At 64.1% G+C, this 26194-nt stretch carries 26 protein-coding genes; 12 read left to right on the plus strand and 14 right to left on the minus strand.

What is annotated here, in order from left to right; translation table 11 throughout:
• Positions 1-210 precede the first annotated feature (210 nt).
• On the minus strand, positions 211-5043 hold the full coding sequence (locus LB533_RS01450) for an NAD-glutamate dehydrogenase (protein ID WP_224676487.1): 4833 nt from the start codon (positions 5041-5043) through the stop codon (positions 211-213).
• A gap of 136 nt (positions 5044-5179) precedes the next feature.
• Between LB533_RS01450 and LB533_RS01455 the strand changes: the two genes are divergently transcribed.
• Both LB533_RS01455 and LB533_RS01460 read left to right on the plus strand, forming a co-directional pair.
• Positions 5180-5743 carry a peroxidase-related enzyme gene (locus LB533_RS01455; protein ID WP_140641109.1) on the plus strand — a complete coding sequence of 188 codons (564 nt, stop codon included), beginning with the start codon at positions 5180-5182 and terminating at the stop codon, positions 5741-5743.
• A gap of 129 nt (positions 5744-5872) precedes the next feature.
• Positions 5873-6196 carry a YciI family protein gene (locus LB533_RS01460; protein ID WP_140641107.1) on the plus strand — a complete coding sequence of 108 codons (324 nt, stop codon included), beginning with the start codon at positions 5873-5875 and terminating at the stop codon, positions 6194-6196.
• 3 nt (positions 6197-6199) lie between these two features.
• Here the strand turns inward: LB533_RS01460 and LB533_RS01465 are convergent, their stop codons facing one another.
• Positions 6200-6814, minus strand: coding sequence for a LysE family translocator (locus LB533_RS01465; protein WP_140628809.1), 615 nt, complete (start codon positions 6812-6814; stop codon positions 6200-6202).
• Between the two features lie 399 nt (positions 6815-7213).
• Between LB533_RS01465 and LB533_RS01470 the strand changes: the two genes are divergently transcribed.
• On the plus strand, positions 7214-7840 hold the full coding sequence (locus LB533_RS01470) for a DUF1062 domain-containing protein (RefSeq protein WP_224676488.1): 627 nt from the start codon (positions 7214-7216) through the stop codon (positions 7838-7840).
• Between the two features lie 61 nt (positions 7841-7901).
• Here LB533_RS01470 and typA read toward each other — a convergent pair whose 3' ends face one another.
• Positions 7902-9731, minus strand: coding sequence for a translational GTPase TypA (gene typA, locus LB533_RS01475; RefSeq protein ID WP_140492867.1), 1830 nt, complete (start codon positions 9729-9731; stop codon positions 7902-7904).
• A gap of 199 nt (positions 9732-9930) precedes the next feature.
• On the opposite strand from typA, the gene LB533_RS01480 reads away from it, so the two are divergent.
• The gene (locus tag LB533_RS01480; protein ID WP_224676489.1) at positions 9931-10212 is read left to right on the plus strand and encodes a hypothetical protein; all 282 of its coding nucleotides are present in this window, start codon (positions 9931-9933) and stop codon (positions 10210-10212) included.
• A gap of 87 nt (positions 10213-10299) precedes the next feature.
• Here the strand turns inward: LB533_RS01480 and LB533_RS01485 are convergent, their stop codons facing one another.
• On the minus strand, positions 10300-11583 hold the full coding sequence (locus LB533_RS01485) for an MFS transporter (protein ID WP_224676490.1): 1284 nt from the start codon (positions 11581-11583) through the stop codon (positions 10300-10302).
• A 74-nt stretch (positions 11584-11657) separates the two neighbouring features.
• Between LB533_RS01485 and LB533_RS01490 the strand changes: the two genes are divergently transcribed.
• Complete coding sequence (locus LB533_RS01490) at positions 11658-12275, plus strand: TetR/AcrR family transcriptional regulator (protein WP_224676491.1); 618 nt, start codon at positions 11658-11660, stop codon at positions 12273-12275.
• A 44-nt stretch (positions 12276-12319) separates the two neighbouring features.
• Positions 12320-12913: a hypothetical protein gene (locus tag LB533_RS01495; protein WP_224676492.1), complete on the plus strand. Its 594-nt coding sequence runs from the start codon at positions 12320-12322 to the stop codon at positions 12911-12913.
• 114 nt (positions 12914-13027) lie between these two features.
• Here the strand turns inward: LB533_RS01495 and LB533_RS01500 are convergent, their stop codons facing one another.
• Positions 13028-13195, minus strand: a complete 168-nt coding sequence (locus tag LB533_RS01500) for a hypothetical protein (RefSeq protein WP_140641097.1) — start codon at positions 13193-13195, stop codon at positions 13028-13030.
• 310 nt (positions 13196-13505) lie between these two features.
• On the opposite strand from LB533_RS01500, the gene LB533_RS01505 reads away from it, so the two are divergent.
• Positions 13506-14426 (plus strand): SMP-30/gluconolactonase/LRE family protein, encoded by a 921-nt coding sequence (locus LB533_RS01505; RefSeq protein WP_224676493.1) that lies wholly within the window; start codon positions 13506-13508, stop codon positions 14424-14426.
• 22 nt (positions 14427-14448) lie between these two features.
• On the plus strand, positions 14449-14652 hold the full coding sequence (locus LB533_RS01510; RefSeq protein ID WP_224676494.1) for a tautomerase family protein: 204 nt from the start codon (positions 14449-14451) through the stop codon (positions 14650-14652).
• 297 nt (positions 14653-14949) lie between these two features.
• Here the strand turns inward: LB533_RS01510 and LB533_RS01515 are convergent, their stop codons facing one another.
• The 8 genes from LB533_RS01515 to LB533_RS01550 all read right to left on the minus strand — a co-directional run bounded on the left by LB533_RS01515 (position 14950) and on the right by LB533_RS01550 (position 22269).
• Positions 14950-15480 carry an NADPH-dependent FMN reductase gene (locus LB533_RS01515; protein WP_224676495.1) on the minus strand — a complete coding sequence of 177 codons (531 nt, stop codon included), beginning with the start codon at positions 15478-15480 and terminating at the stop codon, positions 14950-14952.
• A 30-nt stretch (positions 15481-15510) separates the two neighbouring features.
• Positions 15511-16131, minus strand: coding sequence for a pyridoxamine 5'-phosphate oxidase family protein (locus LB533_RS01520; RefSeq protein ID WP_140641089.1), 621 nt, complete (start codon positions 16129-16131; stop codon positions 15511-15513).
• A 23-nt stretch (positions 16132-16154) separates the two neighbouring features.
• Positions 16155-16829 (minus strand): septation protein A, encoded by a 675-nt coding sequence (locus tag LB533_RS01525; RefSeq protein ID WP_140641087.1) that lies wholly within the window; start codon positions 16827-16829, stop codon positions 16155-16157.
• A 51-nt stretch (positions 16830-16880) separates the two neighbouring features.
• Complete coding sequence (gene ftsY / locus LB533_RS01530; RefSeq protein ID WP_224676496.1) at positions 16881-18713, minus strand: signal recognition particle-docking protein FtsY; 1833 nt, start codon at positions 18711-18713, stop codon at positions 16881-16883.
• Between the two features lie 12 nt (positions 18714-18725).
• On the minus strand, positions 18726-20054 hold the full coding sequence (mtaB, locus tag LB533_RS01535; RefSeq protein ID WP_224676497.1) for a tRNA (N(6)-L-threonylcarbamoyladenosine(37)-C(2))-methylthiotransferase MtaB: 1329 nt from the start codon (positions 20052-20054) through the stop codon (positions 18726-18728).
• Positions 20054-20938: a diaminopimelate epimerase gene (gene dapF, locus LB533_RS01540; protein WP_140641081.1), complete on the minus strand. Its 885-nt coding sequence runs from the start codon at positions 20936-20938 to the stop codon at positions 20054-20056. The genes mtaB and dapF overlap by 1 nt, the downstream gene beginning before the upstream one ends.
• A 72-nt stretch (positions 20939-21010) precedes the next feature.
• Entirely contained in the window at positions 21011-21172 is a 162-nt protein-coding gene (locus LB533_RS01545) for a DUF1328 family protein (protein WP_140550734.1), read from the minus strand.
• A gap of 86 nt (positions 21173-21258) precedes the next feature.
• A complete protein-coding gene (locus LB533_RS01550; protein ID WP_140641079.1) occupies positions 21259-22269 on the minus strand; it encodes an MBL fold metallo-hydrolase in 1011 nt (336 codons plus the stop codon).
• 73 nt (positions 22270-22342) lie between these two features.
• Between LB533_RS01550 and LB533_RS01555 the strand changes: the two genes are divergently transcribed.
• From LB533_RS01555 to zapE, 3 genes are all read left to right on the plus strand, one after another.
• The gene (locus LB533_RS01555) at positions 22343-22573 is read left to right on the plus strand and encodes a hypothetical protein (protein ID WP_224556313.1); all 231 of its coding nucleotides are present in this window, start codon (positions 22343-22345) and stop codon (positions 22571-22573) included.
• Positions 22574-22709: 136 nt separating this feature from the next.
• Complete coding sequence (locus LB533_RS01560; protein WP_140550731.1) at positions 22710-23249, plus strand: protease inhibitor Inh/omp19 family protein; 540 nt, start codon at positions 22710-22712, stop codon at positions 23247-23249.
• 28 nt (positions 23250-23277) lie between these two features.
• Entirely contained in the window at positions 23278-24477 is a 1200-nt protein-coding gene (gene zapE, locus LB533_RS01565) for a cell division protein ZapE (RefSeq protein ID WP_224676498.1), read from the plus strand.
• Between the two features lie 55 nt (positions 24478-24532).
• Here the strand turns inward: zapE and LB533_RS01570 are convergent, their stop codons facing one another.
• Positions 24533-24961 carry a GNAT family N-acetyltransferase gene (locus LB533_RS01570; RefSeq protein ID WP_224676499.1) on the minus strand — a complete coding sequence of 143 codons (429 nt, stop codon included), beginning with the start codon at positions 24959-24961 and terminating at the stop codon, positions 24533-24535.
• Between the two features lie 235 nt (positions 24962-25196).
• Between LB533_RS01570 and mdh the strand changes: the two genes are divergently transcribed.
• The gene (gene mdh / locus LB533_RS01575) at positions 25197-26165 is read left to right on the plus strand and encodes a malate dehydrogenase (RefSeq protein ID WP_140492808.1); all 969 of its coding nucleotides are present in this window, start codon (positions 25197-25199) and stop codon (positions 26163-26165) included.
• Positions 26166-26194 lie beyond the last annotated feature (29 nt).

Genomic DNA, 26194 nt, shown 5'->3' on the forward strand with positions numbered 1-26194 from the left:
AAACGAACAAGCGCCGCCCAGCCCCTCATGCCCTGCCGGGCATTTCTCCCCGTACAGAACGGGCAGAAAGACTCTCATTCGCGACTTTCGCCAACGGCCAACTCCGTAGAAGGGTGCCGGCGATACGGCAAGCTCCCTTCTCCCCGTCCTATACGGGGAGAAGGTGCCGGCAGGCGGATGAGGGGCGGCGCCGACCTACCAAGCTATGACTCACATCCCTGTCAGATCGCTCATCAGGCCCGATGCCACCGACAGCCGCGACACGGTGATGTCGCCGCCCTCGGTCAGCGCCTGCAGCCGTTCGCGGGTGCGGCCGATCCTCTCCCCGCCGGCCTCCAGCCACGCCGCCACCGGGTCGGCTGCCCCGGCGTGGTTCACGAGTGCCGCCACCGCGATGCCGCGCCGCGCGGTCCCGATCGTGTCGGTGGCGCGCGACAGGGCGAGCTGGTCGTAATAGTCCGCCGGTGTGATGGAGCGGGCCGCCTCCTCGACGCGCGGGATACGGAAGGCGTCGCTGACCGCGAAGAAGGCCTTCGCCGCGGCGACGATGTCGGCGCCTGCCGTTCGCGCCGTCAGCGCGATGTCGGGGATCAGCTCCGCCACATCGGCCAGCGCCAGCTGCGCTGCCAGCCTGTCCGGCGCTCCGGCCTTGAACAGTCCATGCCGCTTCTCGTCGATCCGTTCGCGCGAATAATCGGGGAGCAGCGAAACGAGTTTCGGCTCCAGCGCCTTGCGCGCCTCCTGCAATTCGGCGATGCGCTGGGCAAGCGGCGCCGTGCCGGCGTCGTTCTTCAAGTACCAGCCGCTGGTCACGTAGATCAGCCGGCTGACCGCCTGGTAGAGATCGAGCTGCATCTGGCCGTCGATCTGATTGTCGAGCGCGTCGATCTCGCGGTAGAGCGCCGGCAAGGCAAAGCCGTCGCGCACCACGGCGAAGGTGCGCACCACGTCGGCGGCGGTGCGCCCCGTCGCTTCCCGCAACCGGTTGACGAAGGATGGACCGCCCCGGTTGACCAGCTCATTGGCCACGACGCGGGCGATGATCTCGCGGCGCAGGCGATGGCCGTGGATCTCGGCGGCATATTTCTTCGCCATCCGGTCGGGGAAATAACCCATCAGGTCGCGGTCGAAATGTGGCTCGTCAGGCACGTCGCTTGCGACGATGTCGGAAAACAGCACGATCTTGGCATAGGCGAGCAGCACGCCGAGCTCGGCCCTGGTCAGCGGCTCGCCGCGCGCCTCGCGTTCGGCAAGGGCCGCCGGCGAGGGCAGCGTCTCGACCGTGCGGTCGAGCAGGCCGCGTGCTTCCAGCGCCGACATGAAGCGGGCCTGGTGAGCGATGTCGGCGAGGCCGCGCTTGCGGGCAATGGAGAGCGCCAGCGTCTGCTGGTAGTTGTTGGACAGGACCAGCTCGCCGACCTCGCCGGTCATCTCGGCGAGAAGCCTGTCGCGCGCCGGGCGGGTCAGCGACCCTTTGCGCATGGCGGACGCCAGCGCGATCTTGATATTGACCTCGACGTCGGAACAGTTGACCCCGCCCGAATTGTCGATGGCGTCGGAGTTGCAACGGCCGCCATTCATGCCGAATTCGATGCGCGCGCGCTGCGTCACGCCGAGATTGGCGCCCTCGCCGATCACCTTGGCGCGCACGTCGAGCGCGGTGATGCGGACGGCGTCGTTGGCGCGATCGCCGACCTCGGCATTGGTCTCGGTCGAGGCCCGCAAATACGTGCCGATGCCGCCGAACCACAAGAGGTCGACGGGCGCCTTGAGGATGGCGCTCATGATCTCGACCGGCGTGGCGGTCGTCTTGTTGAGGCCGATCGCAGCAGCAGCAGCGGCCGGCAAGGTGATCGATTTCTGGCCGCGCGACACGATGACGCCGCCCTCGGACAGCTTGCTCTTGTCGTAGTCCTGCCAGCTCGAACGGGGAAGAGCGAACATGCGCTGGCGCTCGGCCATTGATGCCGCCATGTCGGGATCGGGATCGATGAAGATGTCGCGGTGGTCGAAGGCGGCTATCAGCCTTGTCTTCGGCGACAACAGCATGCCGTTGCCGAACACGTCGCCCGACATGTCGCCCACCCCGACGACGGAGAAGGGCGTGGTCTGGATGTCGCGGTTCATCTCGCGGAAATGTCGCTTGACCGCCTCCCACGCGCCCTTGGCGGTGATGCCCATCTTCTTGTGGTCATAGCCGGCCGAACCGCCGCTGGCGAAGGCATCGTCAAGCCAGAAGCCATGGCTTTCGCTGATGGCGTTGGCGGTGTCGGAGAAAGTTGCCGTGCCCTTGTCGGCGGCAACGACGAAATAGGGGTCGTCCTGGTCGCGCCTGACAACGCCGGCCGGCGGGATGACGCCGTCGAGGCCGATATTGTCGGTGATCGACAAAAGGCTGGAGACGAAGTTCTTGTAGGCCGAGGTGCCGGCTTCGAAGATGGCGTCGCGGCCGGCGCTCATCGGCAGCTTCTTCGGATAGAAACCGCCCTTGGCGCCGACCGGCACGATGACCGCGTTCTTGACCTGCTGTGCCTTGACCAGGCCGAGCACCTCGGTGCGGTAATCCTGGGCGCGGTCCGACCAGCGCAGGCCGCCGCGCGCCACCGGACCGAAGCGCAGATGCACGCCCTCGACCTCCGAGCCATAGACGAAGATTTCCCGCCACGGTCGCGGCTCGGGCAATCCGTCGACCGAACGCGAATCGAGTTTGATCGCCAGCGACTGGCCCTTGGCTTTCGTATCGGCAACGAAATGATTGGTGCGCAGCGAGGCTTCGATGAGATTGAGGTAGCGGCGGATGATGGCGTCGTCATCGATGTTGGGAACGTCTTCCAGTGCGTCCCTGATCTTGGCCTTGAGATGCTTTGCCGCCACCACGCCTTCCGTCTCGGCCGTCGGCCCGAGCCGGGCGATGAACAGCGCGTGCAGGCCGCGTGCGATCTCGGGATAGCGGTTGAGGGCCGCGGCGATGAAATCCTGGCTCTGCGGAATTCCGGCCTGCTGCAAATAGCGGCCATAGGCGCGCAGGATGGTGATTTCGCCCGACCACAGGCCTGCGGTCTGGGCAAGGCCGTTGTAGCCGTCATTGTCGACGTCGCCGCGCCACACCGACAGGAATGCGTCCTCGAACAGCGCGCCGCCATTGCTGAGGTCGATCGGCTTTCCGTAGCTGTTCTCCAGCTCCATGTCGTGGATGAACACGGTGCCGGGCTGATCCCTATTGATCATGCCGGGCTGGCCGCTAGTCCCGGCCTTGTCGTCGCCGACCTCGAAGGTGCGCTCGCTGATGACGCGGAAGCCGATGTTTTCCAGCACCGGCACGCGCCGCGACAGCGCCACCGGGCTGCCATGGTGATAGATTTTCAATGCCGCCTGGTGCGGCTTCTGCTCGGCATGGCGATAGTAATCGATGGCGATCGGATTGCTGGCGCTGATCTTGGCGATACGCCCGGCATCGACCAGCGCCACACCGGCGCTGAAGGAGTCCCGGTAGCTTTCCGGAAATCGTGCCGCAATCCTCTTCAGCGCCGGGTCGCTGCCGCTGGTTTCCGCCGCCTCGGAAAGGGCGTCCTCCCAGGTGCGCACGATGTCGCGGATCGCCGCCTCGATCGTTGCCTGTTCGACTTTCGGCGTCTTGCCGCCGGAGCGGCCGATGATGAAATGCACGCGCGCCAGCCCGCCTTCCGGGAAGGCCGGGTAGTAGGCCGACAGCCGGCCTTCGAACACCGTCTTGAGGTAGGTGCCGACCTTCTCGCGCACGACGCTGTCGTAACGGTCGCGCGGCACGAAGACGAGGATGGAGACGAAGCGGTCGAACTGGTCGGCGCGCACCAGTGCCCGCACGCGCGGCCTCTCGACGAGGCCCAGAATGGCCGCGGCATGCCTCCTCAGGATCGGCACCGGCACCTGGAACAGTTCGTCGCGCGGATAGCTCTCCAGCACGTTGATCAGCGCCTTGCCGGAGTGGTCGTGCCGGTCGAAACCGGATTTGGCGATGACGGTTTCGGCCTTCGACCTGAGATAGGGAATCTTCATCACGGAGCGCGTGTAGGCGGTCGATGTGAACAGGCCGACAATGCGCAGTTCGCCCGCCAGCGCGCCCTTGGCGGTGTAGGTCTTGATGCCGATATAATCGAGATAGATGCGCCGGTGTACGGAAGATTTGGCATTGGCCTTGGTGACGATCAGCGGCTCCGGCCCATGCAGGAAGGCTCGGATCTCCGGCGTTGTCGTCACCGCTTCGGTACCGCGCCGCAGCACCAGCACGTCCAGATCGGATAATATGCCCAGGCCAGGCTTGTCGGCACGCTCCAGCGTGCCGCTTTCCTCGCCGCCGATATATGTGAATTCGCGCATGCCGAGGAAAGTGAAATTGTCGTCGCGCAGCCACTCCAGGAAGGCGATCGCCTCGGCCACGCTCTTCTTGTCCAGCGGCACCGCCGAATAACGGAATTCCGAGATCGCCTGGTCGAGGCGGGCCAGCATCGGCTTCCAGTCGCTGACGGCTGAATGGACCTGGCCGAGTATCTTGCGCAGCCGCTCAGCCAAGCCGTTCGCCTGCTCCGGGGTCAGCCGGGGAATATGGACATGGATGACGCTCAGCCGGTCGTGGCTGCCGTCGTCCCTGGCGAAATTGCCGTCGCCGAGAATTTCCTCGACGCCGTCCTTGCCATGGCGGACGGTGATGACGGGGTGGGTCACCAGGGTCGGCTCGCCGGCACTCTCGGTGATCTCGCCGAGTATGGAATCGAACAGGAAAGGCATATTGTCGTTGACGACGGTGACGATCGTGACGGGTCGGCCCTCGCGAACGACGCCGGAATCGGTGTCGACGGCGACGGCGCACGCGCCCTTCTTGTGACCGGCGACCGCGCGGCCGGCGAGATCCGCGGCGCGTTCGAGGTCGGCCACCTCATAGGCGGCAATGTCTTCCGCCGGCGCGCGGGCGAGCAGGTAGTCGGCGAGCCTGGCTGGCCTTTCCTGCGTCTTCGGCATCGCCGTGGCTTTCTTCTTCGACCTGCTCGCCGATTTCACGCTGGCCATGACGCTTCTTTCCTCCCGTCGTATGCTTTTGCGGACATCTGTAGCAGATGACCGCTATTTGGCGACAAAGGTTTGACGGCGTGCCAAGAATTATCGCAATTCGGCGGCAGCCGGCGACAAACGAGGAGGAATGCCCATGACCGACAAGATCACCGCGCTCGATCTCGCCGCTGCTGAGCTGAGCGATGCGACCAGGACCTATTTCGCCAAATGCGAGGAGAAGCTCGGCCTGGTCCCCAACGTGTTGCGCGCCTACGCCTTCGACGACAAGAAGCTGCGTGCCTTCACCGACATGTACAACGATCTGATGCTGGGCGATTCAGGCCTGTCGAAGCTGGAGCGCGAGATGATCGCGGTCGCTGTCTCCTCCATCAACCATTGCTACTACTGCCTGACGGCGCATGGCGCCGCCGTGCGCCAGCTGTCGGGCGACCCTTCGCTCGGCGAGATGATGGTGATGAATTTCCGCGCCGCCGACCTTTCACCGAAGCAGACCGCGATGCTGGAATTCGCGGTCAAGCTGACAGAGGAGCCGGCCAAGATCGTCGAAGCCGACCGAGCGGCCCTGCGTATGGCCGGCTTCACCGACCGCGACATCTGGGACATCGCCTCCACGGCCGCCTTCTTCAACATGTCGAACCGGGTGGCGGCGGCAATCGATATGCGCCCGAACTCCGAGTACCACGCCATGGCAAGGTGATGAGCAGGGCCTGACCTTGCCATACATTAGCTATCTCTCATTCTCATTGCCTGTTTGCCGGTTTGGTCCGATGATCGCCGGGCGGCATGACCGCCTGCCGGTTCGATGCCGCCGACAAGGGAGGAGAACATGGCGAAATTTCTCTATGTCTATCACGGCTCCGGCAAGATGCCGACCGAGGAGGCCGAACGCAAAGCGGCGATGGATGCCTGGAACGGCTGGTACGGCAAGCTCGGCTCGGCCGTGGTCGACGGCGGCAATCCGGTCGGCATGTCGAAGACGGTGCTGCCCGATGGCAAGGTCGAGAACAATGGCGGCAGCAACCCGACCGCCGGCTACACGATCGTGGAAGCCAGGGACATGGACGATGCCGTCGCCAAGGCCAGGGATTGCCCGATCCTCATGAACCCGGCCTTCAGCGTCGAGATCGCTCCGATCGTCGAAATGATGTGACGGTTACGAGCGCGCCGCGATCGCCGCGGCTGCACCGGCCATGGTGGTGGCGCTGACGCGGTTGGCAATTCTCATGGCGCGCTTGCTCTTCAGGAGCTTGCGCGCCTGGGCGGCGGCCAGCACCCAGGCAAGGTCGATCACCACAAGCACCACCGCCATGGTCGCCGTCAGCTCGATCCAGCCAACCACCGTCACCGAAGCAAGGTCGATGATGGTCGGCAGCAAGGCCAGGTAGAACATCATGATCTTGGGGTTGCCGAGCGTCACGGCCATGCCGGCGAAGAACAGCTTGCCGGGCGAATCCTCGCGTGGCATCTCGCCTTCTTTCGCTTCAACAGGCGCGGTCCACATCTTCCAGGCCAGATAAGCGAGATAGGCGACGCCGACCCATTTGACGATGACGAAAGCGAAATGGAAAGTCTGCGCCACCACGGCCAGCCCGAACACCGCAAGCGACAGCCATATGCCCTCGCCGATCCACATGGCGAGCAGGAACGGGAACACGTCGCGAAATCCTTTGGCGATGACGCGGGCGACGAGTGCCGCGATCGAAGGACCCGGCGAACCGGCGGCCACGAAGAGCGCGGCGGCGAAGATCAGGAGCGAGGTGAGGTGCATGGCGAGGATCTCGGCTTGAAAACCTTCAATGCCAGACATTAGCAATGCCAGACATTAGCGCAAGCGATCGAGCTTCGGTAGCATCAACATGCTTGCCGGCCCGGCATCACGCGGCTAGATAGATCGCCGCGAAACAATTTCGAGCTTCACTTTGCCTACGTAACCGCCGGTCTCGTCAACTCCCCCGACACAATGCATGGCGCCGCCACAACGGTGCCTTTTTCCATTTCATGTGTTCCTCTGGGCGGCGGTTCGAGACCGGTTTGGCACTGCTGAACCGCTGCCGCGCGCGCCGCGACGCCTGATCCCAAGAACCGCAGCCTACCGCCACGCCGTGCCCGCCTGGGCATCTCGACATCGCCGACCTGATGAACTTCCCGACGGGAAGGGCTTATCGGCATGTCTTCTATTCTGCGCATCCGCTGGACGATCGCGCCTCAAATCGCACCACGTCCCCTCACCACTTGCAATCGCTGCGGCGGCATCAAAGCCTATCGCAGCAGCGGAAAGTTCCGCGTCAACGCCAACGGCAAGCGCATTGACGCCTGGCTGATCTATCGTTGTATCGACTGCGATAATTCCTGGAATTTCGGCATTTTCGAGCGCCGCAACCGCCACGACATCGAGCCGGCGCTGCTGCGGGCGCTGGAGAGCAACGATGCAGCACTTGCCCGGCACCACGCCTTCGATGTGATCGCACTGCGCGGCCAGGTGGGGCGTGTCGAGGAGTTTCCCGACATCGCCGTGCACAAGACGGCGCTTGGCGGGACAAGCGAAGCTGCAAGCGTGCTGGAGCTCCGGCTCGGGCTCGAAATGCCGATATCGCTGCGACTCGATCGTTTGCTCGCCAACGAACTCGGCATCTCACGGTCGCGGCTTCAAGCCCTGGAGGAGAACCGCCTGTTGGTTGTCGATCGCGACGGGGCCAAGGCTTTGCGCAAGCCGGCCCGCGACGGGACAACGGTCCGCGTCGATCTGGCCGGCGAACCCGACCGGCAGGCCATCATATCTGCGGCCAGGGGATGAACGGCAGAGGGGCGATGCACCAGGTGCTCCGCCCCTCCCGGATACGATCAGAAACAGAAAATTACGCCGCGCCGACGGCCTTGGATGATTTCTCGAAGCGCTTGCGCTCGTTGGGGTCAAGATAGAGCTTGCGCAGACGGATGGTCTTCGGCGTAACCTCGACCAGCTCGTCGTCCTGGATCCAGGCCAGCGCGCGCTCCAGCGTCATGCGGATCGGCGGTGTGAGCTTGACCGCCTCGTCCTTGCCGGCGGCGCGGATGTTGGTCAGCTTCTTGCCCTTCAGCACGTTCACTTCCAGGTCGTTGTCGCGGGAGTGGATGCCGATGATCATGCCCTGATAGACCTTGACGCCCGGATCGATGACCATCGGGCCACGATCCTCCAGGTTCCACATGGCGTAGGCGACGGACTCGCCCTGCTCGTTGGAGATCAGCACCCCGTTGGTGCGGCCGGGCAGTTCGCCCTTATAGGGCTCATAGGCATGGAACAGCCGGTTCATCACGGCGGTGCCGCGCGTGTCGGTCAAGAGTTCCGACTGGTAGCCGATCAGGCCGCGCGTCGGCGCATGGAAGACGAGGCGCTGGCGGTTGCCGCCGGAGGGGCGCAATTCGACCATCTCGGCCTTGCGCTCGGACATTTTCTGCACGACGACGCCGGCATGCTCCTCGTCGACGTCGATGACGACTTCCTCGACCGGCTCCAGCAATTCGCCGTTCTCGCCCTTCTGCATGACCACGCGCGGCCGCGACACGGCGATTTCAAAGCCCTCGCGGCGCATGGTCTCGATCAGCACGGCAAGCTGCAATTCGCCACGGCCCGACACGAAGAAGGAATCCTTATCGGGCGATTCCTCGATCTTGAGCGCGACATTGCCCTCGGCTTCGCGCAGCAGGCGGTCGCGGATGACGCGGCTGGTCACCTTGTCGCCTTCGGTGCCGGCCAGCGGCGAATCGTTGACGAGGAAAGACATGGTCACGGTCGGCGGATCGATCGGCTGCGCATGCAGCGGCTCGCTCACGCTCAGGTCGCAGAACGTGTCGGCGACGGTACCTTTGGACAGGCCGGCAATGGCGACGATGTCGCCCGCCTGCGCTTCCTCGATCGGCTGGCGCTCGAGGCCGCGGAAGGCCAGTATCTTGGAGATGCGGCCGGTTTCGATCTGGGTGCCGTCATGATGCAGCACCTTGACCGCCTGGTTGGCCTTCAGCGTTCCGCTCTCGATGCGGCCGGTGATGATGCGGCCGAGGAACGGATTGGCTTCCAGGATGGTGCCGATCATGCGGAACGGGCCGGGATGCACGGTCGGCGCGGGCACATGCTTGAGGACGAGGTCGAACAGCGGCGACAGGCCCTGGTCCTTGGGACCTTCCGGATTTTCCGAGACCCAGCCGTCGCGCCCCGAGCCGTAGAGGATCGGGAAGTCGAGCTGCTCGTCGGTGGCGTCGAGCGCGGCAAACAGGTCGAATACCTCGTTGACCACCTCGACATGGCGGGCGTCCGGCCGGTCGATCTTGTTGATGACGACGATGGGCTTCAAGCCGACCTTGAGCGCCTTGCCGACGACGAACTTGGTCTGCGGCATCGGGCCTTCGGCGGCGTCGACCAGCACGATCGCCGAATCCACCATCGACAGGATGCGTTCCACCTCGCCGCCGAAATCGGCGTGGCCGGGGGTGTCGACGATGTTGACGCGGGTGCCCTTCCAGTCGACCGAGGTCGCCTTGGCCAGGATGGTGATGCCGCGTTCCTTTTCGAGGTCGTTGGAATCCATGGCGCGTTCGGCGACGCGCTGATTGTCGCGGAAGGCGCCGGATTGTTTCAGAAGCTGGTCGACAAGGGTGGTCTTTCCATGGTCGACGTGCGCGATGATCGCGATATTGCGGAGGTTCATGATCTGGTCTCGGGAGCGTTGCAGGCAGCAGGCCAAAAGGCGCCGCCTCTTTCGTGTTGCGCGGCTCATACAGGGTTTTTCGCATTTGCGAAAGAGGAAGCGCGACACCAAATAATCATCAAATCTTAAGCATCGCCATGTGAAATGGTTTTGTTAACCAAGGCGGGAACCTTTTGCGGGCCCGGGCAGTTCGAACATCATGACCAACGCAGTCGTCAAATTTCGGCCGATTCTCGCAACTGCGGCTCTCGCCGTGCTGGTGGCTGCCGGCGCCGCTCAATCCGCGGCGACGCTCAAGGAAGCGCGGCCCGCTCTGCCGAGCGATATCCCGAGCGCCGAACAGGTCTTTGCGGATGCGCCCGATGGCGTCGATCCGGTCGTGACGGGGCCGGTCAGCGCGGCCTTCAAGCAAAGGCAGGAAAGCGCCAATTGCGATAGCGCGGTTTGGCCCAACGTCCCGTTGGTCTGCTATCCCGACTGATCGGCTGCGCGCCGTTGGCGAAGCTGCCAATCTCACCTCATCGAAAGATCGCCAATCTGACCGACGGCACACTCGTTCGAAGGCGCACTATGCCGCCTGCGGCTCCGGGTCGAACGCCGGCCGGCTGGTGTTGATCAGGAGCGAGATACACGCGGCGGCAATCGCGGTCATGCCGGCGATCAGGAAGGCCAGTTCGTAACTGCCCTGCAGTTCGCGCATGGTGCCGCCGAAGAAGGCGGCGGTTGCCGCGCCCACCTGATGGCCGGCGACTATCCAGCCGAACACGATCGGGCCGCTGCGGTCGCCGAAGGCTTCATTGGCGAGCCGTAGCGTCGGCGGCACGGTGGCGATCCAGTCGAGACCGTAAAGTACGGCGAAGATGATCAGACTGGTCGCCGAAAAACCGGAATAGGGCAGATAGATCAGCGAAAGGCCGCGGATCGCATAATAGACGCCGAGCAGCTTGCGCGGATCGAAACGGTCGGTGAGCCAGCCCGACAGCGTGGTGCCGATCAGGTCGAAAATGCCCATCATCGACAACAGGCCCGCCGCCTGCACCTCGTTGATGCCCATGTCGCCGCAAAATGCGATGAGATGCGTGCCGACCAGCCCATTGGTGGTGAAACCGCAGACGAAGAAGGTGGCGAACAGGTACCAGAAGACGCGCGTGCCGGCGGCGCGGCGCAGCGTGGTCAGCGTGTGGGTCAGGAAATTGCCTTGTGCCGCCGGCGGTACCGGCGGCACGTCGTCGGCTTCCGCGCCATAGCGCACCATGCCGATCGATGCCGGGCGTTCCGGCACCAGCAGCAGCACCAGCGGCACCAGACAGGCCGTTGCGACGGAGATGGCGGTGACGACCGGCTTCCAGCCGCCTGACTGCGCCAGCGAGGCCAGCAGCGGCAGGAAGACCAGCAGACCGGTGGCGCTGGAGGCCGACATCAAGCCCATCACGAGACCGCGGTTGGTCTTGAACCAGCGGTTGACGATGGTGGCACCGAGCACGGTGGCGACCGCGCCGGAGCCGACGCCGGAAAACACGCCCCAGGTGATCAGCAGATGCCATGGCTTGGTCATCAGCAGGCTGAGCGCGGTGGAGGCCGACATCACGACAAGCGCGGCAAGCAGCGTACGCCGCAGCCCGATCCGCTCCATCAGCGCGGCGGCAAACGGTCCGGTCAGGCCGTAGAGGAAGATGCCGACCGCGGCAGCCAGCGACACCACGTCGCGCCGCCAGCCGAAACTTTCCTCCAGCGGCAGCATCATGACGGCTGGCGCGGAGCGCAGGCCGGCCGCGATCAGCAGGCAGAGAAAGATGACGGCGACCACGACGAAAGCGTAGCGCTGGCCAAATGGACGGGATTGAGTTATCATGTTACTGACCGGTACGTTGCAGGATGAAAGCATGTATACGTACCGATCGGTAACAGTGTCAACCGAGACCGCGAATGCCACCAGACAATAAAATTGAACCGTCCATCAGCAGCGCTCACGCGTCGGCTCCGCCAAAGGCGGCGGAAAAGATACTCGGCGTGGCGCGCGACCTGTTCTACCGGCGTGGTATCAGGGCAATCGGCGTCGATGAGATCGTGCGGCGCGCCGGGGTCACCAAGCCCAGCCTCTATCGCAGCTTTCCCTCCAAGGACGAATTGGCCGCCTCTTATCTACGCCAATACGACCTCGAATTCTGGGAACGCTTCGACGAGGCGGTGGACGCAAATCCCGGCGATCCACGCGCGCAAATCCGAGCCTTCCTGACCCGCGTCGGCAAGCGCACGCAGAAGCCTGACTATCGCGGCTGCGGCATGACCAATGCGGCCGTAGAATATCCCGAGCGCGGCCATCCGGCGCGCGTGGTGAGTGAGGACAACAAGCAGGAACTGCGTCGCCGCCTGCGCGCCATGGCCGCCGCGATGGATGCCGCCGACGCCGACACGCTGGGCGACGGTCTGCTGCTTCTGATCGAAGGCGCCTATATCAGCGGCCAGTTGTTCGGCGCCGGTGGCCCGGCGGCGTCGGTGGCCATAAACGCCGATCTGCTGATCGAGGCGAGCTTGAAGAAATAGTGTTTGGCGATAGGCTGCTGCGACCTTCAACGGGGATGTCCGCGATGCGCAGCCTGGTTCTTCCGCTCGTTCTCGCCAGCGTCTGCCAGGCAGCGCATGCTGGCGAGATATCGAGCGCCTACACCGATCTTGACTGGAAGAACGACTGCGTCACCTATGCGCAGGCCGGGGAAGGCGATGGCGACTGGGCCGACCTCGCCTGTTCGGGCTATCGTGGATATCCGGTGCTGATCGCCTATGACGATGCGCGCGAATCGCTGTTTTATGGTTTCCCGCCCGGCGGCGACATGACATCGGTCTGGGAAAGTTTCTCCGGCTTCAATTCCTCAGGCGCCAGGATCGAGTGGCGCATCGAGACCGACGGCGACAAGGCGGTGCCGTTCGCGGTCATTCATCGCCGCTCCATCAGCAATCCGGAAGACGAGAAGAAACCCACCGACGTGCTGCTCGTCTCCAAGGTCGCGCAAATTGATGCGCGCGACGGCTGCACGGTCGCGCTGGTGCTGGCTACAGGAAATCCTGCCGCCAACGATCAGGCGCGCAAGCTTGCCGACGAGAAAGCACGGTCCTTCGCCTGCGGCAAGGACCGGCGCACCGTCATCGGCGAGGTGCCGGCTTTCGGGCGCGTCGACAATTGAAGGACAAGCGTTCGCCGCTCGCCGACGCGTCATAGGCTTCGGGTTGACGCGCCCTCGTCATCACCGCTGGGAAACAGCAGTGTCTCGGAGCGCCCGGATTTGCTTGTTGTGGGCTCAGCCGTAGATCTGCTTGTGGACCTGATAAAGCATTTCCGAGCGGTCGGCGCGCATGTCGGCCAGATCGCGGCTGGAGAAGCTGTCGATTTCAGCGACGAGGCGGTTGTAGTGCTTGCGCTTGGCGATGCTGGCGCGAGCGCGGGTCATGAGACTGTCGAGGATCATAGCGAGTTCCCTTTTGCACCGCATTTTCGCGGCTGTTGTTCCTCCCTTGATCAGTACGAAGAATGACATAGTAATGGTGCATTGCAAAAACGAGATGTTGCAATGCACCATTGCGCTGTGTGCATAGCCGGTTAATGGCGCCTGAAGGCCATACCCGACGCCGGCGCATTGCTCTTCCCGTGATGGGAATGCCTGTTCCTGTCGTTTTGTCTTACAAATTGCGGGAATGTCATCGCCGCCGATCTTGCCATATCGGCCTGCTGCTGGCTTGATCGCGCTGGATTGCCAATGTCACTGGGAGGAAAAAGGAATGGCTGCCGCCGATTATTATGAAGTTCTCGATCCGCGTTTTGCGCGGCTGTTCAACGGCAATGCGCAAGTGGACAAGCTCTTCACCGGCTGCCGATGGGCGGAAGGGCCGGCCTGGTTCGCCGCCGGCCGCTATGTCGTCTGGTCGGACATACCGAACAACCGCATGATGCGTTACGACGAGACCGACGGCAGCGTCAGCGTGTTTCGGCAGCCATGCGGCAATTCCAACGGCAATACCGTCGACCGGCAGGGCCGGCTGGTGACCTGCGAGCATTCGGGGCGCCGCGTCAGCCGCACCGAGTTCGACGGTTCGGTCACCACCATCGCCGCCAAGTGGAAAGGCAAGCGGCTGAATTCGCCCAATGACGTGGTGGTCAAGTCGGACGGCTCGATCTGGTTCACCGATCCGACCTACGGCATCGACACCGATTACGAGGGCGACAAGGCCGAGAGCGAGATCGGCGCCTGCAATGTCTACCGGGTCGATCCCGGCACGGGCGAGGTCGAGGCCGTCATCACCGACATGGTCAGACCGAACGGGCTTGCGTTCTCGCTCGACGAGAGCAAGCTCTATGTCGTCGACACCGGCCGCACGCATGGCGCGCAGAACCCGGCGCATATGCGGGTATTCAATGTCGGCGAGGGCGGCAAGAAGGTCTCGGGTGAAAAAGTCTTCGCCGATTGCACCGCGGGTCTGTTCGACGGCTTCAGGCTCGATGATGCCGGGCGCATCTGGACCAGCGCCGCCGACGGCATCCATTGCTACGATCCGGACGGAACGCTGATCGGCAAGGTCAAGGTGCCCGAGGTGACCGCCAATTGCGTGTTCGGCGGCGCCAAGCTGAACTGTCTCTACATCGCCGGCACCACCTCGCTCTACATGGTCCGGCTGATGGTGAACGGCGCCAAGACCTACTGAGCTGAATTAAGGGGAGGACGTCATGCCATTCGTCAACATCCGCATCGTCAAGGAAGTGATCGCCGCCGATCCGGCCGGCAAGAAAGCCGACATCGCCAAAAAAGTCACGGCGGCAATCATGGACGCCACCGGGCTCGGCAATGACGATGTCTGGGTGGTCTTCGAGGAGGTCAATGCCCGCGACTGGTACGTCGGCAAGACCGATGTCGAGACGTTGAGGAAGTAGTGGCGACGGCTGACGTTGGAGATCGGCCGAAGCATCTATCCGTCGTCATCCTAGGGCGAAGCAGTCGCGAAGCGACGTCGCGGAGACCCTAGGATCCATGCCGTGATATGCGAGCGTTGCGATGGTGAAATTTCTGTCGGTAGCGTGGTCCGCGTAATCTCCAACGTCACGCTGTCTGTCCTGGACCGTTGCATTCTCTGGCAAACGTTACGGCATGGATTCTAGGGTCTGCGCCGCGTCGCTGCGCTCCTTGCTTCGCCCTAGAATGACGACGGCGTGTTGGTGGCCGCTCAAAGATCACCGCGAGCGAATGAAATCGGCGAAGGCCGAAACCGCGTTGCGCATCGCCAGCACATTTACCGGCTCCGCGAGGATGTTTTCCGCATCCGCAGGCTTCTTGCCGAGCAGCCCGATCTCCAGCCCGCCGTCATGAAGCGAAAACGACATCGTCCGCATGATCTCCGCCAATGCGGCGCGGGCATAGAGCGAGCGCGGCGAGGCGTGCACGAGCATGGCCGGCTTGTCGACGGCGGCGTCGCGCGATACCAGCCAGTCGAGCGCATTCTTCAGGCCGCCCGGCACGCCATGCGCATATTCCGGGCATGAAATGATGACGCCGTCGGCGGCGGCGACGGCATCGATCAGCCTGGACGCCTCGCACGGCGTCCGCTCACCCTCGTCGTCGGGGTTGAAGATCGGCAGCAGGCCGAGCCCTTCATGGATGGCGACGCGGCAGCCCTCTGGCGCGTTCCACGCCAGTGCCGCGACCAGGGCCGAATTGGTGGAGGCCGCCCGCAGGCTGCCGGAAATGGCAAGGAGGTTCAGCAAGGCGACGCTCGGACGAATCTTCCGCGCACGCTACCACATTGTCTGCTTGTATTCGTCGTCCAGCCAGCGGTCGGTCGCCTCGGCCGAATCGGCGAGCGCCAGTTGGTCCCGCAGGATCTGGCCGAGCGTCGGCAGCGTGGCGCGATCGTACCAGCTCTCCGGCTTCCAAAGGTCGGAGCGCATGAACGCCTTGGCGCAATGCATGTAGGCGGCCTTGACGGCGACCACGACGACGCTCTGCGGCTCCTTGCCGTCGACGGCCAGCCGTTCGCGCAAACCCGCGTCGACGGTGATGCGGGCGTCGCCGTTGACGCGCAGCGTCTCGTTCATGCCGGGAATGAGGAACAGCAGCCCGACCGACGGGTTGAGCAGGATGTTCTCCAGCGTATCCAGCCGGTTGTTGCCGGGCCGGTCGGGGATGGCGATGGTCCTGTCGTCGAGCACGGCGGCGAAGCCTGGCTTGTCGCCTTTGGGCGTTACATCGGCATTGCCTTCGCCGTCGGAGGAGCCGATCAGCACGAAGGGGCTCTTGCCGATGAAGGAGCGGCAATGGCCGTCCAGCGCCTTCAATTCCTTGCGGATCGAACCATCCGTCGGACGCGGCGTCTTGTAGATCGTCCGCAGCTCTTCGCGCGTGGTGACGAATTCCATGGCACTCCCCCTATTGGCAAGCCTTATTTGCCGGCCTTCTCTTCGCCGCCGGCCTTGTCGTCCAGCGAATGGCGCAGGATCAGCGGCATCTGGCTGAAGGTGAACAGAAGCGTGATCGGCATGATGCCCCAGACCTTGAAGGTAACCCAGGCATCGGTGGAAAAATTCCGCCACACCACCTCGTTGACGATGGCCAGGAACAGGAAGAACAGGCCCCAGCGAAAGGTGAGTTTTCTCCAGCCCTCGGCATCGAGCCTGAAGGCGGAATTGAAGACGTAGCCGAGCAGAGATCTGCCGAAGAACAACCCTCCGAGCAGCACGCCGCCGAACAGCGTATTGACGATGGTCGGCTTCATCTTGATGAAGATGTCGTCCTGCAGATAAAGCGTCAGCGCGCCGAAGATGAAGACGACGACGCCCGACACCATCGGCATGATCGGCAAGGTGCGCGTCAGCAGCCAGGACGCGACCAGCGCGATCGCGGTGGCGGCCATGAAGAGGCCGGTGGCGACGAAGATCGGGCCGCCGAATTCAGCCAGCGCCGGGAATTTCTGCGTCAGCCATTCGCCTCGCGCATTGGCGAAAAAGAACACCAGCAGCGGCCCTAGCTCGAGAACGAGCTTGAGCAGCGGGTTGACGCCTTCCTTCTTCTCTTTCTGCGGGTCAGACGGATCGCGTTCGAGAATGGGTGGGTTCATATCTTCCTTCTTACGCACGATCCGGTTGAGGCAACTTCCGGGATCATGCCGTTACGCAACGCCAGCGATCGCCCGGGCGAATTCGCTTGCCGAGAACGGTTCGAGGTCGTCGACCTGTTCGCCGACGCCGATGAAATAGACCGGCAATCTGTGTTTTGCCGCGATCGCCACCAGAATACCGCCACGCGCCGTGCCGTCCAGCTTGGTCATCACCAGGCCGTTGACGCCGGCGATGTTGCGGAAGATCTCGACCTGGTTGAGCGCGTTCTGGCCGGTTGTGGCGTCGACCGTCTGCAGCACGGTGTGCGGCGCTTCCGGATCGAGCTTGCCCAGCACGCGCACGATCTTCTCAAGCTCCGCCATCAGCTCGGCCTTGTTCTGCAGGCGGCCGGCCGTGTCGATGATCAGCACGTCTGAGCCGGCTTCCTTCGCCTTCTCGAAGGCATCGTAGGCGAGACCGGCGGCATCGGCGCCGAGCTTGGAGGCGATGACCGGCGATTTCGTCCGCTCGCCCCAGATCTTGAGCTGCTCGATGGCGGCGGCGCGGAACGTGTCGCCGGCGGCCAGCATCACCGACAGGCCGCCATCGGTCAGTTTGGCCGCCAACTTGCCGATGGTCGTGGTCTTGCCAGTGCCGTTGACGCCGACCACCAGGATGACATGCGGCTTGTGGCTGAGGTCGAGTTCCAGCGGCAGGGCGACGGGAGTCAGCACCTTCTCCACCTCCTGCGCCATCACGGCGCGGACCTCGGCGTCGGAAACATCCTTGCCGTAGCGGCTGGCGGCCAGCGCATCGGTGACGCGCAAGGCGGTCTCCAGTCCGAGATCGGCGCGGATCAGCACGTCCTCCAGGTCCTGCAACGTGTCGTCGTCGAGCTTGCGCTTGGTGAAGACGCCGGCAATGTTGCCCGACAATTCGCGCGAGGAGCGGGCAAGCCCGTCCCGCATGCGCTGGAACCAGGAGCGTCGCGCCGCCGGCTCCGGCGCCTTCCGCGGCTCGGCCTTCTGCTCCACTTTTTTCGCGACCGTCACCTTGACGGGGGAGGATGTGGGCTTCGGCGCGGGAACTGCTTCAGGTTCCGGCGCGATTTCGGCGCGCACAGGCTGCGGCTCGATCGGCGCAGGCTGGCGAATTGGCGGCGAGATTTCGGCAGCGGTTTCGGCACTGGGTGCCAGGTTCTCGACAGATCGGCGCTGCCCCTCACCCTTACCCTCTTCCCGTGAAGGACGGGGAGAGGGAGGCGTTGGCGTTGCAGCTTCTTCCTTCTCCCCGTCACTATACGGGGAGGGGGTGCCGGCAGGCGGATGAGGGGCGGCGCCGGCCTGTGAAGGCTGCGCGGAAGACGGTGTCGGCGGTATCTCGACTGGCGCCGGTGTCTCGATCGGAACTTCGGCGGGCGTCGGCACTTCCACGGGTGCCGGTTCCGGCAGCTGCTCCGGACGCGACGGGACAATTTCCGGCTCGGCGGGCGCTGGTGGCGGTACCTCCTGCGGCCGCGGTTCGGGCGCAGGCTCCGGAATGACCGGAGGCGTCGGAACTTCCTCGGGTGCCGGCGGCTCCGGGCGCTCGGGCGTCGGTGCCGGTTCCTCCTCCGGCCGCGGCTCCGGCAGCGGTTCCGGCTCGGGCGGAACGGCCGGCGCCGGCACCGGCGGAATGGCCGGGGCAGGCTCGGGTCCCGGCTCCTCGGGCGGCGCGGGCTCGACGGCAGGCTGAGCCTGGATCTCCTCCCGCTTCAGGAATTCCGGAACGGCCTGTTCGGCCGCCGGCTTCAGCGTATCGAGCTGATCCCATTTGATCGGCGGCAGCGGGGCGGTCTCGTCGACGCGCTCCTCGACGACCTCCTTCTTGCCGAACGAAAATATTTTCTTGAAAAACCCGGCCATCTCTTGCGTTTCTCAGGCGGCGCGGGCGGCAAGCGGAACCGCGATCAGCCGGGCGCCGTCATGGCCGGTGACTGTTGCTTCAACGATCTCGCCCGGCGCGCCGGTGGCGAGCGCGGCAAGCGTAAACCCTTCGGTGCGGCCGAGCCCGTCGCGCTCGATCAGGATCGACTGGCGCGTTCCGGAAAGCGACGACAGATGGCGGCGATATGCAGTCTCGCCGGCGGTGCGCAGGCGGGCAGCGCGCTGCTTGACCACTTCGCGGCGGACCTGCGGCATGCGCGCGGCGGGCGTGCCTTCGCGCGGCGAAAACGGAAAGACGTGCAGGTGGGTCAACCCGCATTCCTCGACGATCTTTTCCGAATTTTGGAACATCGCCTCCGTCTCGGTCGGGAAGCCTGCAATGATGTCGGCGCCGAAAACGACGTCGGGGCGCAGTTTGCGCACGTCCTCGCAGAAGCGGATCGACTGATCGCGCAGATGCCGGCGCTTCATGCGCTTCAAAATCATGTCGTCGCCCGATTGCAGCGACAGATGCAGATGCGGCATCAGCCGCGGCTCGGTGGCGATGGCGTCGAGCAAATCGTCGTCGGCCTCGATGGAATCGATGGAGGAGAGGCGCAGGCGCCTCACGTCCGGCACCTGGCGAAGGATGGTCTTCACCAGCCTGCCGAGTTTCGGTGCGCCCGGCAGGTCGGCGCCGAAACTGGTCATGTCGACGCCGGTCAGCACGATCTCGGCATAGCCGTTGCCGGTGAGCCGCTTGACCTGCTCGACCACGGCGCCCATCGGCACCGAGCGTGAATTGCCGCGACCATAGGGGATGATGCAGAAGGTGCAGCGGTGGTCGCAGCCATTCTGCACCTGCACGAAGGCGCGTGCCCTGCCCTCGATGGCATCGACCATATGGCCGGCGGTCTCGCGGACGGAGAAGATGTCATTGACGCGCGCCTTTTCGCTGTCGTTGACGCCGAAATCCGGCAGCGCGCGATAGGAATTGGCCCTCAGCTTCTCTTCATTGCCGAGAACGAGATCGACCTCATCCATGGCAGCGAAGTTCTGCGGCTCGGTCTGCGCCGCGCAGCCGGTAACGATGATGCGAGCCTTGGGGTTGTCGCGGCGCGCCTTGCGAATCGCCTGTTTGGCCTGGCGCACCGCTTCCGAAGTGACGGCGCAGGTGTTGAAGATGACGGCGCCGCCGGCCAGCGCACCGAGGCCCGCAGTTTCGGCCTCGCGCCGCATCACCTCGGATTCATAAGTGTTCAGCCGGCAGCCGAAGGTCACCATTTCGATGCGATTGGGGCCCTTCGCCGCATCATCGACATCCCTGGAAAAAGCGGGCATCAGGCCGCGCTCTCGGTGTCGCGCGCCCAAGCGCCGTTCGAGGGATCGAAGCTGCCGGAAAATTCCCATTCGGCCGCGCCGGTCAGGATGACGTGGTCGTTTTCGAGCCATTCCACATGCAGCGAGCCGCCGCCCGGGGTCAGCAGATTGACGCTGCGCCCGGTGCGCCGGGTGCGGGCGGCAGCCACGACGGCGGCGCAGGACGCCGTGCCGCAAGCCTTGGTCAGGCCGGCGCCACGTTCCCAGGTGCGGATGATCATGCTGTCGGGCGAGCTTACCTGCGCGATGGTGATGTTGGCGCGCTCGGGGAAGATCGGATGGTTTTCGAGCAGCGGTCCGAAGCGGTCGAGTTCGTAGGACCAGACGTCGCGGTCGACCCAGAAGATGGCATGCGGATTGCCCATGGAGACGACCGAGGGCGAATGCAGTACCGGGGCGTCGATCGGGCCGACCTGCAATTCGATCATGCGGGTATCGCGAAACTCCTCGGCGAGCGGAATGTCCCGCCAGCCGAAGCGCGGCATGCCCATGTCGACCGAAATCGAACCGTCGGCATGTTCCTGCGCGTTGAGGATTCCGGCGACGGTCTCGAAGGTGAATGTCTTTTGTCCGGTCTCGGCCGCCAGCGCCTGGACGACGCAGCGCATGCCGTTGCCGCAGGCCTGCGCGCCCGAGCCGTCCGAATTCAATATGTCGATGAAATAGGCCGTACCCGGCGTCCGCGCGTCATGGATCGCCATGATCTGGTCGAACCGCGTCGAGACATCGGCGTTGAGCATGATCGCCGCTGCCGGCATCACTCGATCGGCACGGCCACGCATATCGGCAACGATGATCTCGTTGCCGATGCCGTTCATCTTGGCGAAGGGGGCGGTGCCTGCCATTTCTTCCGGTCATTCCGTGCTGTTTGCCGCTATATGGCGGAAAAGGGCGGGAATTACCAGTGCATCGCGCCTTCAGGTGACGGCGAAGACCCCGAGCAGGATCAGCAGGAAGATGATCAGCACGATGCCGATCAGGATGCGCGCGCCGGTGGCGGCCGCACCTGCTAATGCCGGCATGCCGAGCAGGCTGGCAGCGGCGGCGATAATCAGGAGAATGATGATCCATCTGAGCATGGAAATGCCTCGCCGAGCGATAGAATTTGACCCCTCCTACAAACGCGCCGGTGGCGCTTGGGTTCCGTGGCCGCAACCGGCCCCGGTCAGATCTGCGGCACATCCCAGACCTCGCCCGGCCGCAAGGCGCGAAAACGCTCCGGCGGCAGGCCCTGGGCCTCCAGCGCCTCGTCGAGCTTGCGTGCCGGCTCGTCGACCGGTTCATCGGTGAGCTGGAACGTGCCCCAATGACAGCCGGCGGCATAGGCGGCGTTGCAAAGCTTCATGCCTTCGACTGCCTCCCGCGGATCCTGGTGCTGAGAGGCCATGAACCAGCGTGGCTCATAGGCGCCGATCGGCAGAATGGCGAAGCGAAAGCCGCCGTGCTTATGAGCCATGAGCCGGTAGTTGATGCCGTCGTGGAAACCGGTATCGCCGGCGAAATAGATCCGGCCGGCCGGCGTCTCGATGACGAAGCCGGCCCACAGCGCCATGCGCCGGTCGCGTGTGCCGCGTGCCGACCAGTGATGTGCCGGCTCGACATGGACGGCCACGCCATCGCCGATGTCGACCCTGTCGCCCCAGTCATGCGCCGACAGCCGCGTGCCCGGAACCGCCCCGCCAATGAGCACGTCATTGCCGAACGGGCTCACCACCAGCGGGTCGTGCCTGGCCTTGAGCTGCCTCAGTGTCGCGATGTCGAGATGGTCGTAATGGTTGTGGCTGACCAGCACGAGATCGATCGGCGGCAGGTCGGCCAGGGCGATGCCCGGCGCATTGACGCGTTTCGGCCCAATGAAGGAGAACGGCGAAGCCCGCAGCGACCATACCGGGTCGGTGAGGATGTTCAGGCCCGCGGTCTGGACCAGCAGCGTGGAATGACCGACCATGGTCACGATCAGGCCGGCACCCTCGACACGTGCGGGCGGCTTTGCCTGCGGAAAGGGACTCGGATTGGTCGCTGGCCATTTCGAGCGTTGGCCGTTGAACTGCCATTTCAGCAGATCGGCGAAGCGCGCCGGCGGCTGGCCGCCGGGATTGAAGAACAAGGTTCCGTCGAAATGATCGCTGGGCGGGCCGTTGTAATAGCGATTGGCGGCTTTCGGTCTCGCAGCCAATTTGCAGCTCCAGCGAATTTCGTTTTGATAGAGATAAGCCCTGTGCCGGCTGGCGCAAGCGTTTGCCGGCCAAATGCCAACGGCCCCGGCGGCCGGCTCGACGATCGCCGGCGCCGAGACACGCGGCGCCGGCATCGAACTGCGTCTTTACGGCGCCGACCCGGATGCGGTCGAGGCCGCCGCGCGCGGTCATGGCCATATCGTGCTGGCCGGGGCGGTCGACAAGCCGCACGGCCTGCGCGAGAGCTATGTCGTCGGGCCGGACGGCTATATATTCGTGCCAAGCGCTCCGCTGGCCGGATGATTGCGATAAATTTGCAACAATTCTTGGCGCAAACCCTATTTTAACCATATCGGGTTGAAATTTCGCCACCTTCTCCATCTTGGTGGAGGGTGACATTGTGCGGACGGCAGCCCCGCCGGATCCGACGGAGGTTGGAATGACTTTTTCGAAAACGGGCCTGGTGGCCGTATCGCTGGCGGCGCTCGTTGCGAGCGGCTGCTCAACCTCTCGGTTTTCCTCGATGGACGACCAGCAGCCGGCGCCGCTGCAGCCGGCGCCGTCCGGTCAGGTGACGGCCAACCAGTTGCCGCCTCCGGCCTCTCCCGGCACCACCGATCCGTCGCAATTCCCGACCGCGCCGCAGAACAGCCAGGTCGCCTCCTTGCCGCCGGACGGTTCGGCGCCGGCGGGCGCGCCGGACCTGACCGCGGCCAGTGTCGCCGGCGTATGGAACGCCAGCGTTTCCGGCCAGAGCTGCAAGGTGGCGACGCCGCAGACCAAATTCGGCGCCGGCTTCCGCGCCGGACCGCTGCATTGCCCGGCGCCAATCGACGGCATCAAGTCATGGAACGTCGCCGGCAAGCAGTTGACGCTTTACGATGAGAATGGCGGCACGCTGGCACGGCTCTATTCCTCGGGCGGCTCAAAATTCGACGGCCAGACTTCCAATGGCCTGCCGATCTCGCTTACAAGGTAAGCCAAGCCCCTCGACAACGACGTGACCTATGCATCTGCGTGACGGCCTCCAGACCCATGTGACCGTCAGGCAGCGTTACGACCATCTGGTCGACACCGGTGCCATCGAGCGCGATCCGGCGCAGGAGCGGATCGTCACCGCTCTCGACCGGCTGGTATCAGAGATTTCGGTGAAGCGGCTGGCGCACAAATCGAGCGCGCTTGGCTGGCTCTTCGCCCGCAGGCGCGAGACGCACGAGGCGGTCAAGGGCCTCTACATCCATGGCGGCGTCGGCCGCGGCAAGACCATGTTGATGGACTTGTTCTTCGAGCTGCTGCCGGTCCGGCGCAAGCGCCGCGTGCATTTCAACGACTTCATGGCCGAGGTGCAGGACCGCATCCAGAAGCACCGGCAGGAGCGCAAGGACGGCACAGCGAGGGAAGACGACCCGATTCCGCCGGTGGCGCGGGCGCTTGCCGAACAGGCCTGGGTACTGTGTTTCGACGAGTTCTCGGTCACCGACATCGCCGATGCGATGATCCTGTCCCGGCTGTTTTCGGCGCTGTTCGCCAGCGGTGTGGTGCTGGTGGCGACGTCGAACGTAGCGCCGGAGAACCTCTATCGCGATGGGCTGAACCGTCAGCTTTTCCTGCCCTTCATCGGCATATTGGAACGGCATGCGCAGGTGCTCTCGCTCGATGCCGACAAGGACTATCGGCTGGAAAAGCTTGCCCGTACGCCGGTCTATGTCACGCCCGCCGACGCGGCGGCCGATGAGGCGCTGGACGCGGCTTGGCAAACGGTGACGCGCGGCGCGCCGACGGTCGAGACGTCGCTTGCCATAAAGGGCCGGCAGCTCGCCGTTCCGCGCGCCGCCGGCGACGCCGCGCGATTTTCCTTCGCCGATCTGTGCGAGAAACCGCTCGGCGCGCGCGACTATCTGGTCCTTGCCGACCGCTTCTCGACCGTCTTTATCGACCACATCCCGGTGCTGGGTGAAGGCAGGCGCAACGAAGCCAAACGCTTCATCCTCCTGGTCGACACGCTCTACGACCATCACACCAAGCTGGTGGTGAGCGCGGAGGCGCCGCCGCAGCAACTCTATGTGGCCAAGCGCGGCGTCGAGGTGTTCGAGTTCGAACGCACGGCTTCGCGGCTGATCGAGATGCAGAGCCGCGACTGGCTGGAGGATTGGGCGGAGCGGCGGAAGGCGAAGGCGACGCCGACCGAAACGCAGGCGCAAGCCTAGAACCAGCCGACGGGTCCTTCAAAGGCTGATCCGTACGGCTCCTGCTATGAGAGCCCTACAAGTCGTATACATACATCACGAAATCTTCCGCTGGACCGTGCGGTTCCTTCCGCGACTCGTAAAGCGCGCGGGCGGCACGGTTGTCCGGCTCGGTGCCGACCCAGGCTTCTTCGCAGCCATTCTCCCTGCCGATCGCAAACATCGCATCGAGCATCTTTCGCGCGATGCCCTGGCGCTGGAAGGCCGACGATACGCCGACTTCGTCGATGTAGAGCTCCGTCACCTTGTCGGGATGACGGTGGATGACCGCGGCGCATTGACCGACGGTCAGGCCGTCGGCGAGCGCCACGACCATGAAATGGCCGGGTTCCCTGAGATAGGCTGCCAATCGATGCGGCGTGACCGGTTCGTCGAACACATCGTCGGCGACCCGCATCACAAGGGTGTCATCGCCGGCCTCAAGTCTTACGATCTCCATCTTCATCGTGTAAATTCTCTCCAGTCGAGTTCAAAACTTTTACGTTTACGTAAATCCCAGTCACTCTAACCGATTGAAAACGCTCGCTCCAAAATAATCGTTTGAATTTAAGCGGCGCCGGGGCTATTGGGTGCGGCGAAATCTCGCGGGATCCCCGCAGCATTCCGGTCTCTTCCTCGACGCCGTCATCAGATCGTCAGCGATTTGAGCGACATCACGAACAAAGGGAAACTATCCTGACATGGCACGCAACAAGATAGCGCTTATCGGCTCTGGCATGATCGGCGGCACGCTCGCTCACATGATCGGCCTCAAGGACCTCGGCGACGTGGTTCTGTTCGATATTGCCGAAGGCATCCCGCAGGGCAAGGGGCTCGATATCGCGCAATCGTCGCCGGTCGACGGGTTCGATTCCAGGCTGACGGGCGTCAACGACTATGCCGGCATCGAGGGGGCGGACGTCTGCATCGTCACCGCCGGCGTGCCGCGCAAGCCGGGCATGAGCCGCGACGATCTGCTCGGCATCAATCTCAAGGTCATGGAACAGGTCGGCGCCGGCCTGAAGAAGTACGCGCCGAAGGCGTTCGTCATCTGCATCACCAATCCGTTGGATGCGATGGTCTGGGCGCTGCAGAAGTTTTCCGGCCTGCCCAACACCCATGTCGTGGGCATGGCCGGCGTGCTCGACAGCGCCCGCTTCCGCTATTTCCTGGCCGAGGAATTCAAGGTTTCGGTCGAGGACGTCACCGCCTTCGTGCTCGGCGGCCATGGCGATTCCATGGTGCCGATGATCCGCTATTCGACGGTTGCAGGCATTCCTCTGCCCGATCTCGTCAAGATGGGCTGGACCTCGAAGGAGAAGCTCGACCAGATCGTGCAGCGCACCCGCGATGGCGGCGCCGAGATCGTCGGCCTGTTGAAGACCGGCTCGGCCTATTATGCGCCGGCCGCATCGGCGATCTCGATGGCCGAAGCCTATCTCAAGGACAAGAAGCGTGTGTTGCCTTGCGCGGCTCATCTTTCCGGCCAGTATGGCGTGAAGAACACCTATGTCGGCGTTCCCGTGGTGATCGGCGCCGGTGGCGTCGAGCGCGTCATCGAGATCGAGCTTTCCAAGCCAGAGCAGAAGATGTTCGATAGCTCGGTAGCGGCGGTGCAGGGCCTGACCGAGGCCTGCGTCAAGATCGCGCCGCAACTCGCCTCGAAGTGAACCCCAGCAGCTGATCCGGAGACGCTCCA

Source organism: Mesorhizobium sp. BR1-1-13 (assembly GCF_020165515.1).
In the GTDB taxonomy this organism is placed as follows: Bacteria; Pseudomonadota; Alphaproteobacteria; order Rhizobiales; family Rhizobiaceae; genus Mesorhizobium.

Excerpts from the sequence above, each read along its gene's own strand:
- LB533_RS01450 (WP_224676487.1), bottom strand. The coding sequence starts at position 5,043 with ATGGCCAGCGTGAAATCGGCGAGCAGGTCGAAGAAGAAAGCCACGGCG.
- LB533_RS01455 (WP_140641109.1), top strand. The coding sequence starts at position 5,180 with ATGACCGACAAGATCACCGCGCTCGATCTCGCCGCTGCTGAGCTGAGC.
- LB533_RS01460 (WP_140641107.1), top strand. The coding sequence starts at position 5,873 with ATGGCGAAATTTCTCTATGTCTATCACGGCTCCGGCAAGATGCCGACC.
- LB533_RS01465 (WP_140628809.1), bottom strand. The coding sequence starts at position 6,814 with ATGCACCTCACCTCGCTCCTGATCTTCGCCGCCGCGCTCTTCGTGGCC.
- LB533_RS01470 (WP_224676488.1), top strand. The coding sequence starts at position 7,214 with ATGTCTTCTATTCTGCGCATCCGCTGGACGATCGCGCCTCAAATCGCA.
- typA (WP_140492867.1), bottom strand. The coding sequence starts at position 9,731 with ATGAACCTCCGCAATATCGCGATCATCGCGCACGTCGACCATGGAAAG.
- LB533_RS01480 (WP_224676489.1), top strand. The coding sequence starts at position 9,931 with ATGACCAACGCAGTCGTCAAATTTCGGCCGATTCTCGCAACTGCGGCT.
- LB533_RS01485 (WP_224676490.1), bottom strand. The coding sequence starts at position 11,583 with ATGATAACTCAATCCCGTCCATTTGGCCAGCGCTACGCTTTCGTCGTG.
- LB533_RS01490 (WP_224676491.1), top strand. The coding sequence starts at position 11,658 with ATGCCACCAGACAATAAAATTGAACCGTCCATCAGCAGCGCTCACGCG.
- LB533_RS01495 (WP_224676492.1), top strand. The coding sequence starts at position 12,320 with ATGCGCAGCCTGGTTCTTCCGCTCGTTCTCGCCAGCGTCTGCCAGGCA.
- LB533_RS01500 (WP_140641097.1), bottom strand. The coding sequence starts at position 13,195 with ATGATCCTCGACAGTCTCATGACCCGCGCTCGCGCCAGCATCGCCAAG.
- LB533_RS01505 (WP_224676493.1), top strand. The coding sequence starts at position 13,506 with ATGGCTGCCGCCGATTATTATGAAGTTCTCGATCCGCGTTTTGCGCGG.
- LB533_RS01510 (WP_224676494.1), top strand. The coding sequence starts at position 14,449 with ATGCCATTCGTCAACATCCGCATCGTCAAGGAAGTGATCGCCGCCGAT.
- LB533_RS01520 (WP_140641089.1), bottom strand. The coding sequence starts at position 16,131 with ATGGAATTCGTCACCACGCGCGAAGAGCTGCGGACGATCTACAAGACG.
- LB533_RS01525 (WP_140641087.1), bottom strand. The coding sequence starts at position 16,829 with ATGAACCCACCCATTCTCGAACGCGATCCGTCTGACCCGCAGAAAGAG.
- ftsY (WP_224676496.1), bottom strand. The coding sequence starts at position 18,713 with ATGGCCGGGTTTTTCAAGAAAATATTTTCGTTCGGCAAGAAGGAGGTC.
- mtaB (WP_224676497.1), bottom strand. The coding sequence starts at position 20,054 with ATGCCCGCTTTTTCCAGGGATGTCGATGATGCGGCGAAGGGCCCCAAT.
- dapF (WP_140641081.1), bottom strand. The coding sequence starts at position 20,938 with ATGGCAGGCACCGCCCCCTTCGCCAAGATGAACGGCATCGGCAACGAG.
- LB533_RS01545 (WP_140550734.1), bottom strand. The coding sequence starts at position 21,172 with ATGCTCAGATGGATCATCATTCTCCTGATTATCGCCGCCGCTGCCAGC.
- LB533_RS01555 (WP_224556313.1), top strand. The coding sequence starts at position 22,343 with ATGCCAACGGCCCCGGCGGCCGGCTCGACGATCGCCGGCGCCGAGACA.
- LB533_RS01560 (WP_140550731.1), top strand. The coding sequence starts at position 22,710 with ATGACTTTTTCGAAAACGGGCCTGGTGGCCGTATCGCTGGCGGCGCTC.
- zapE (WP_224676498.1), top strand. The coding sequence starts at position 23,278 with ATGCATCTGCGTGACGGCCTCCAGACCCATGTGACCGTCAGGCAGCGT.
- LB533_RS01570 (WP_224676499.1), bottom strand. The coding sequence starts at position 24,961 with ATGAAGATGGAGATCGTAAGACTTGAGGCCGGCGATGACACCCTTGTG.
- mdh (WP_140492808.1), top strand. The coding sequence starts at position 25,197 with ATGGCACGCAACAAGATAGCGCTTATCGGCTCTGGCATGATCGGCGGC.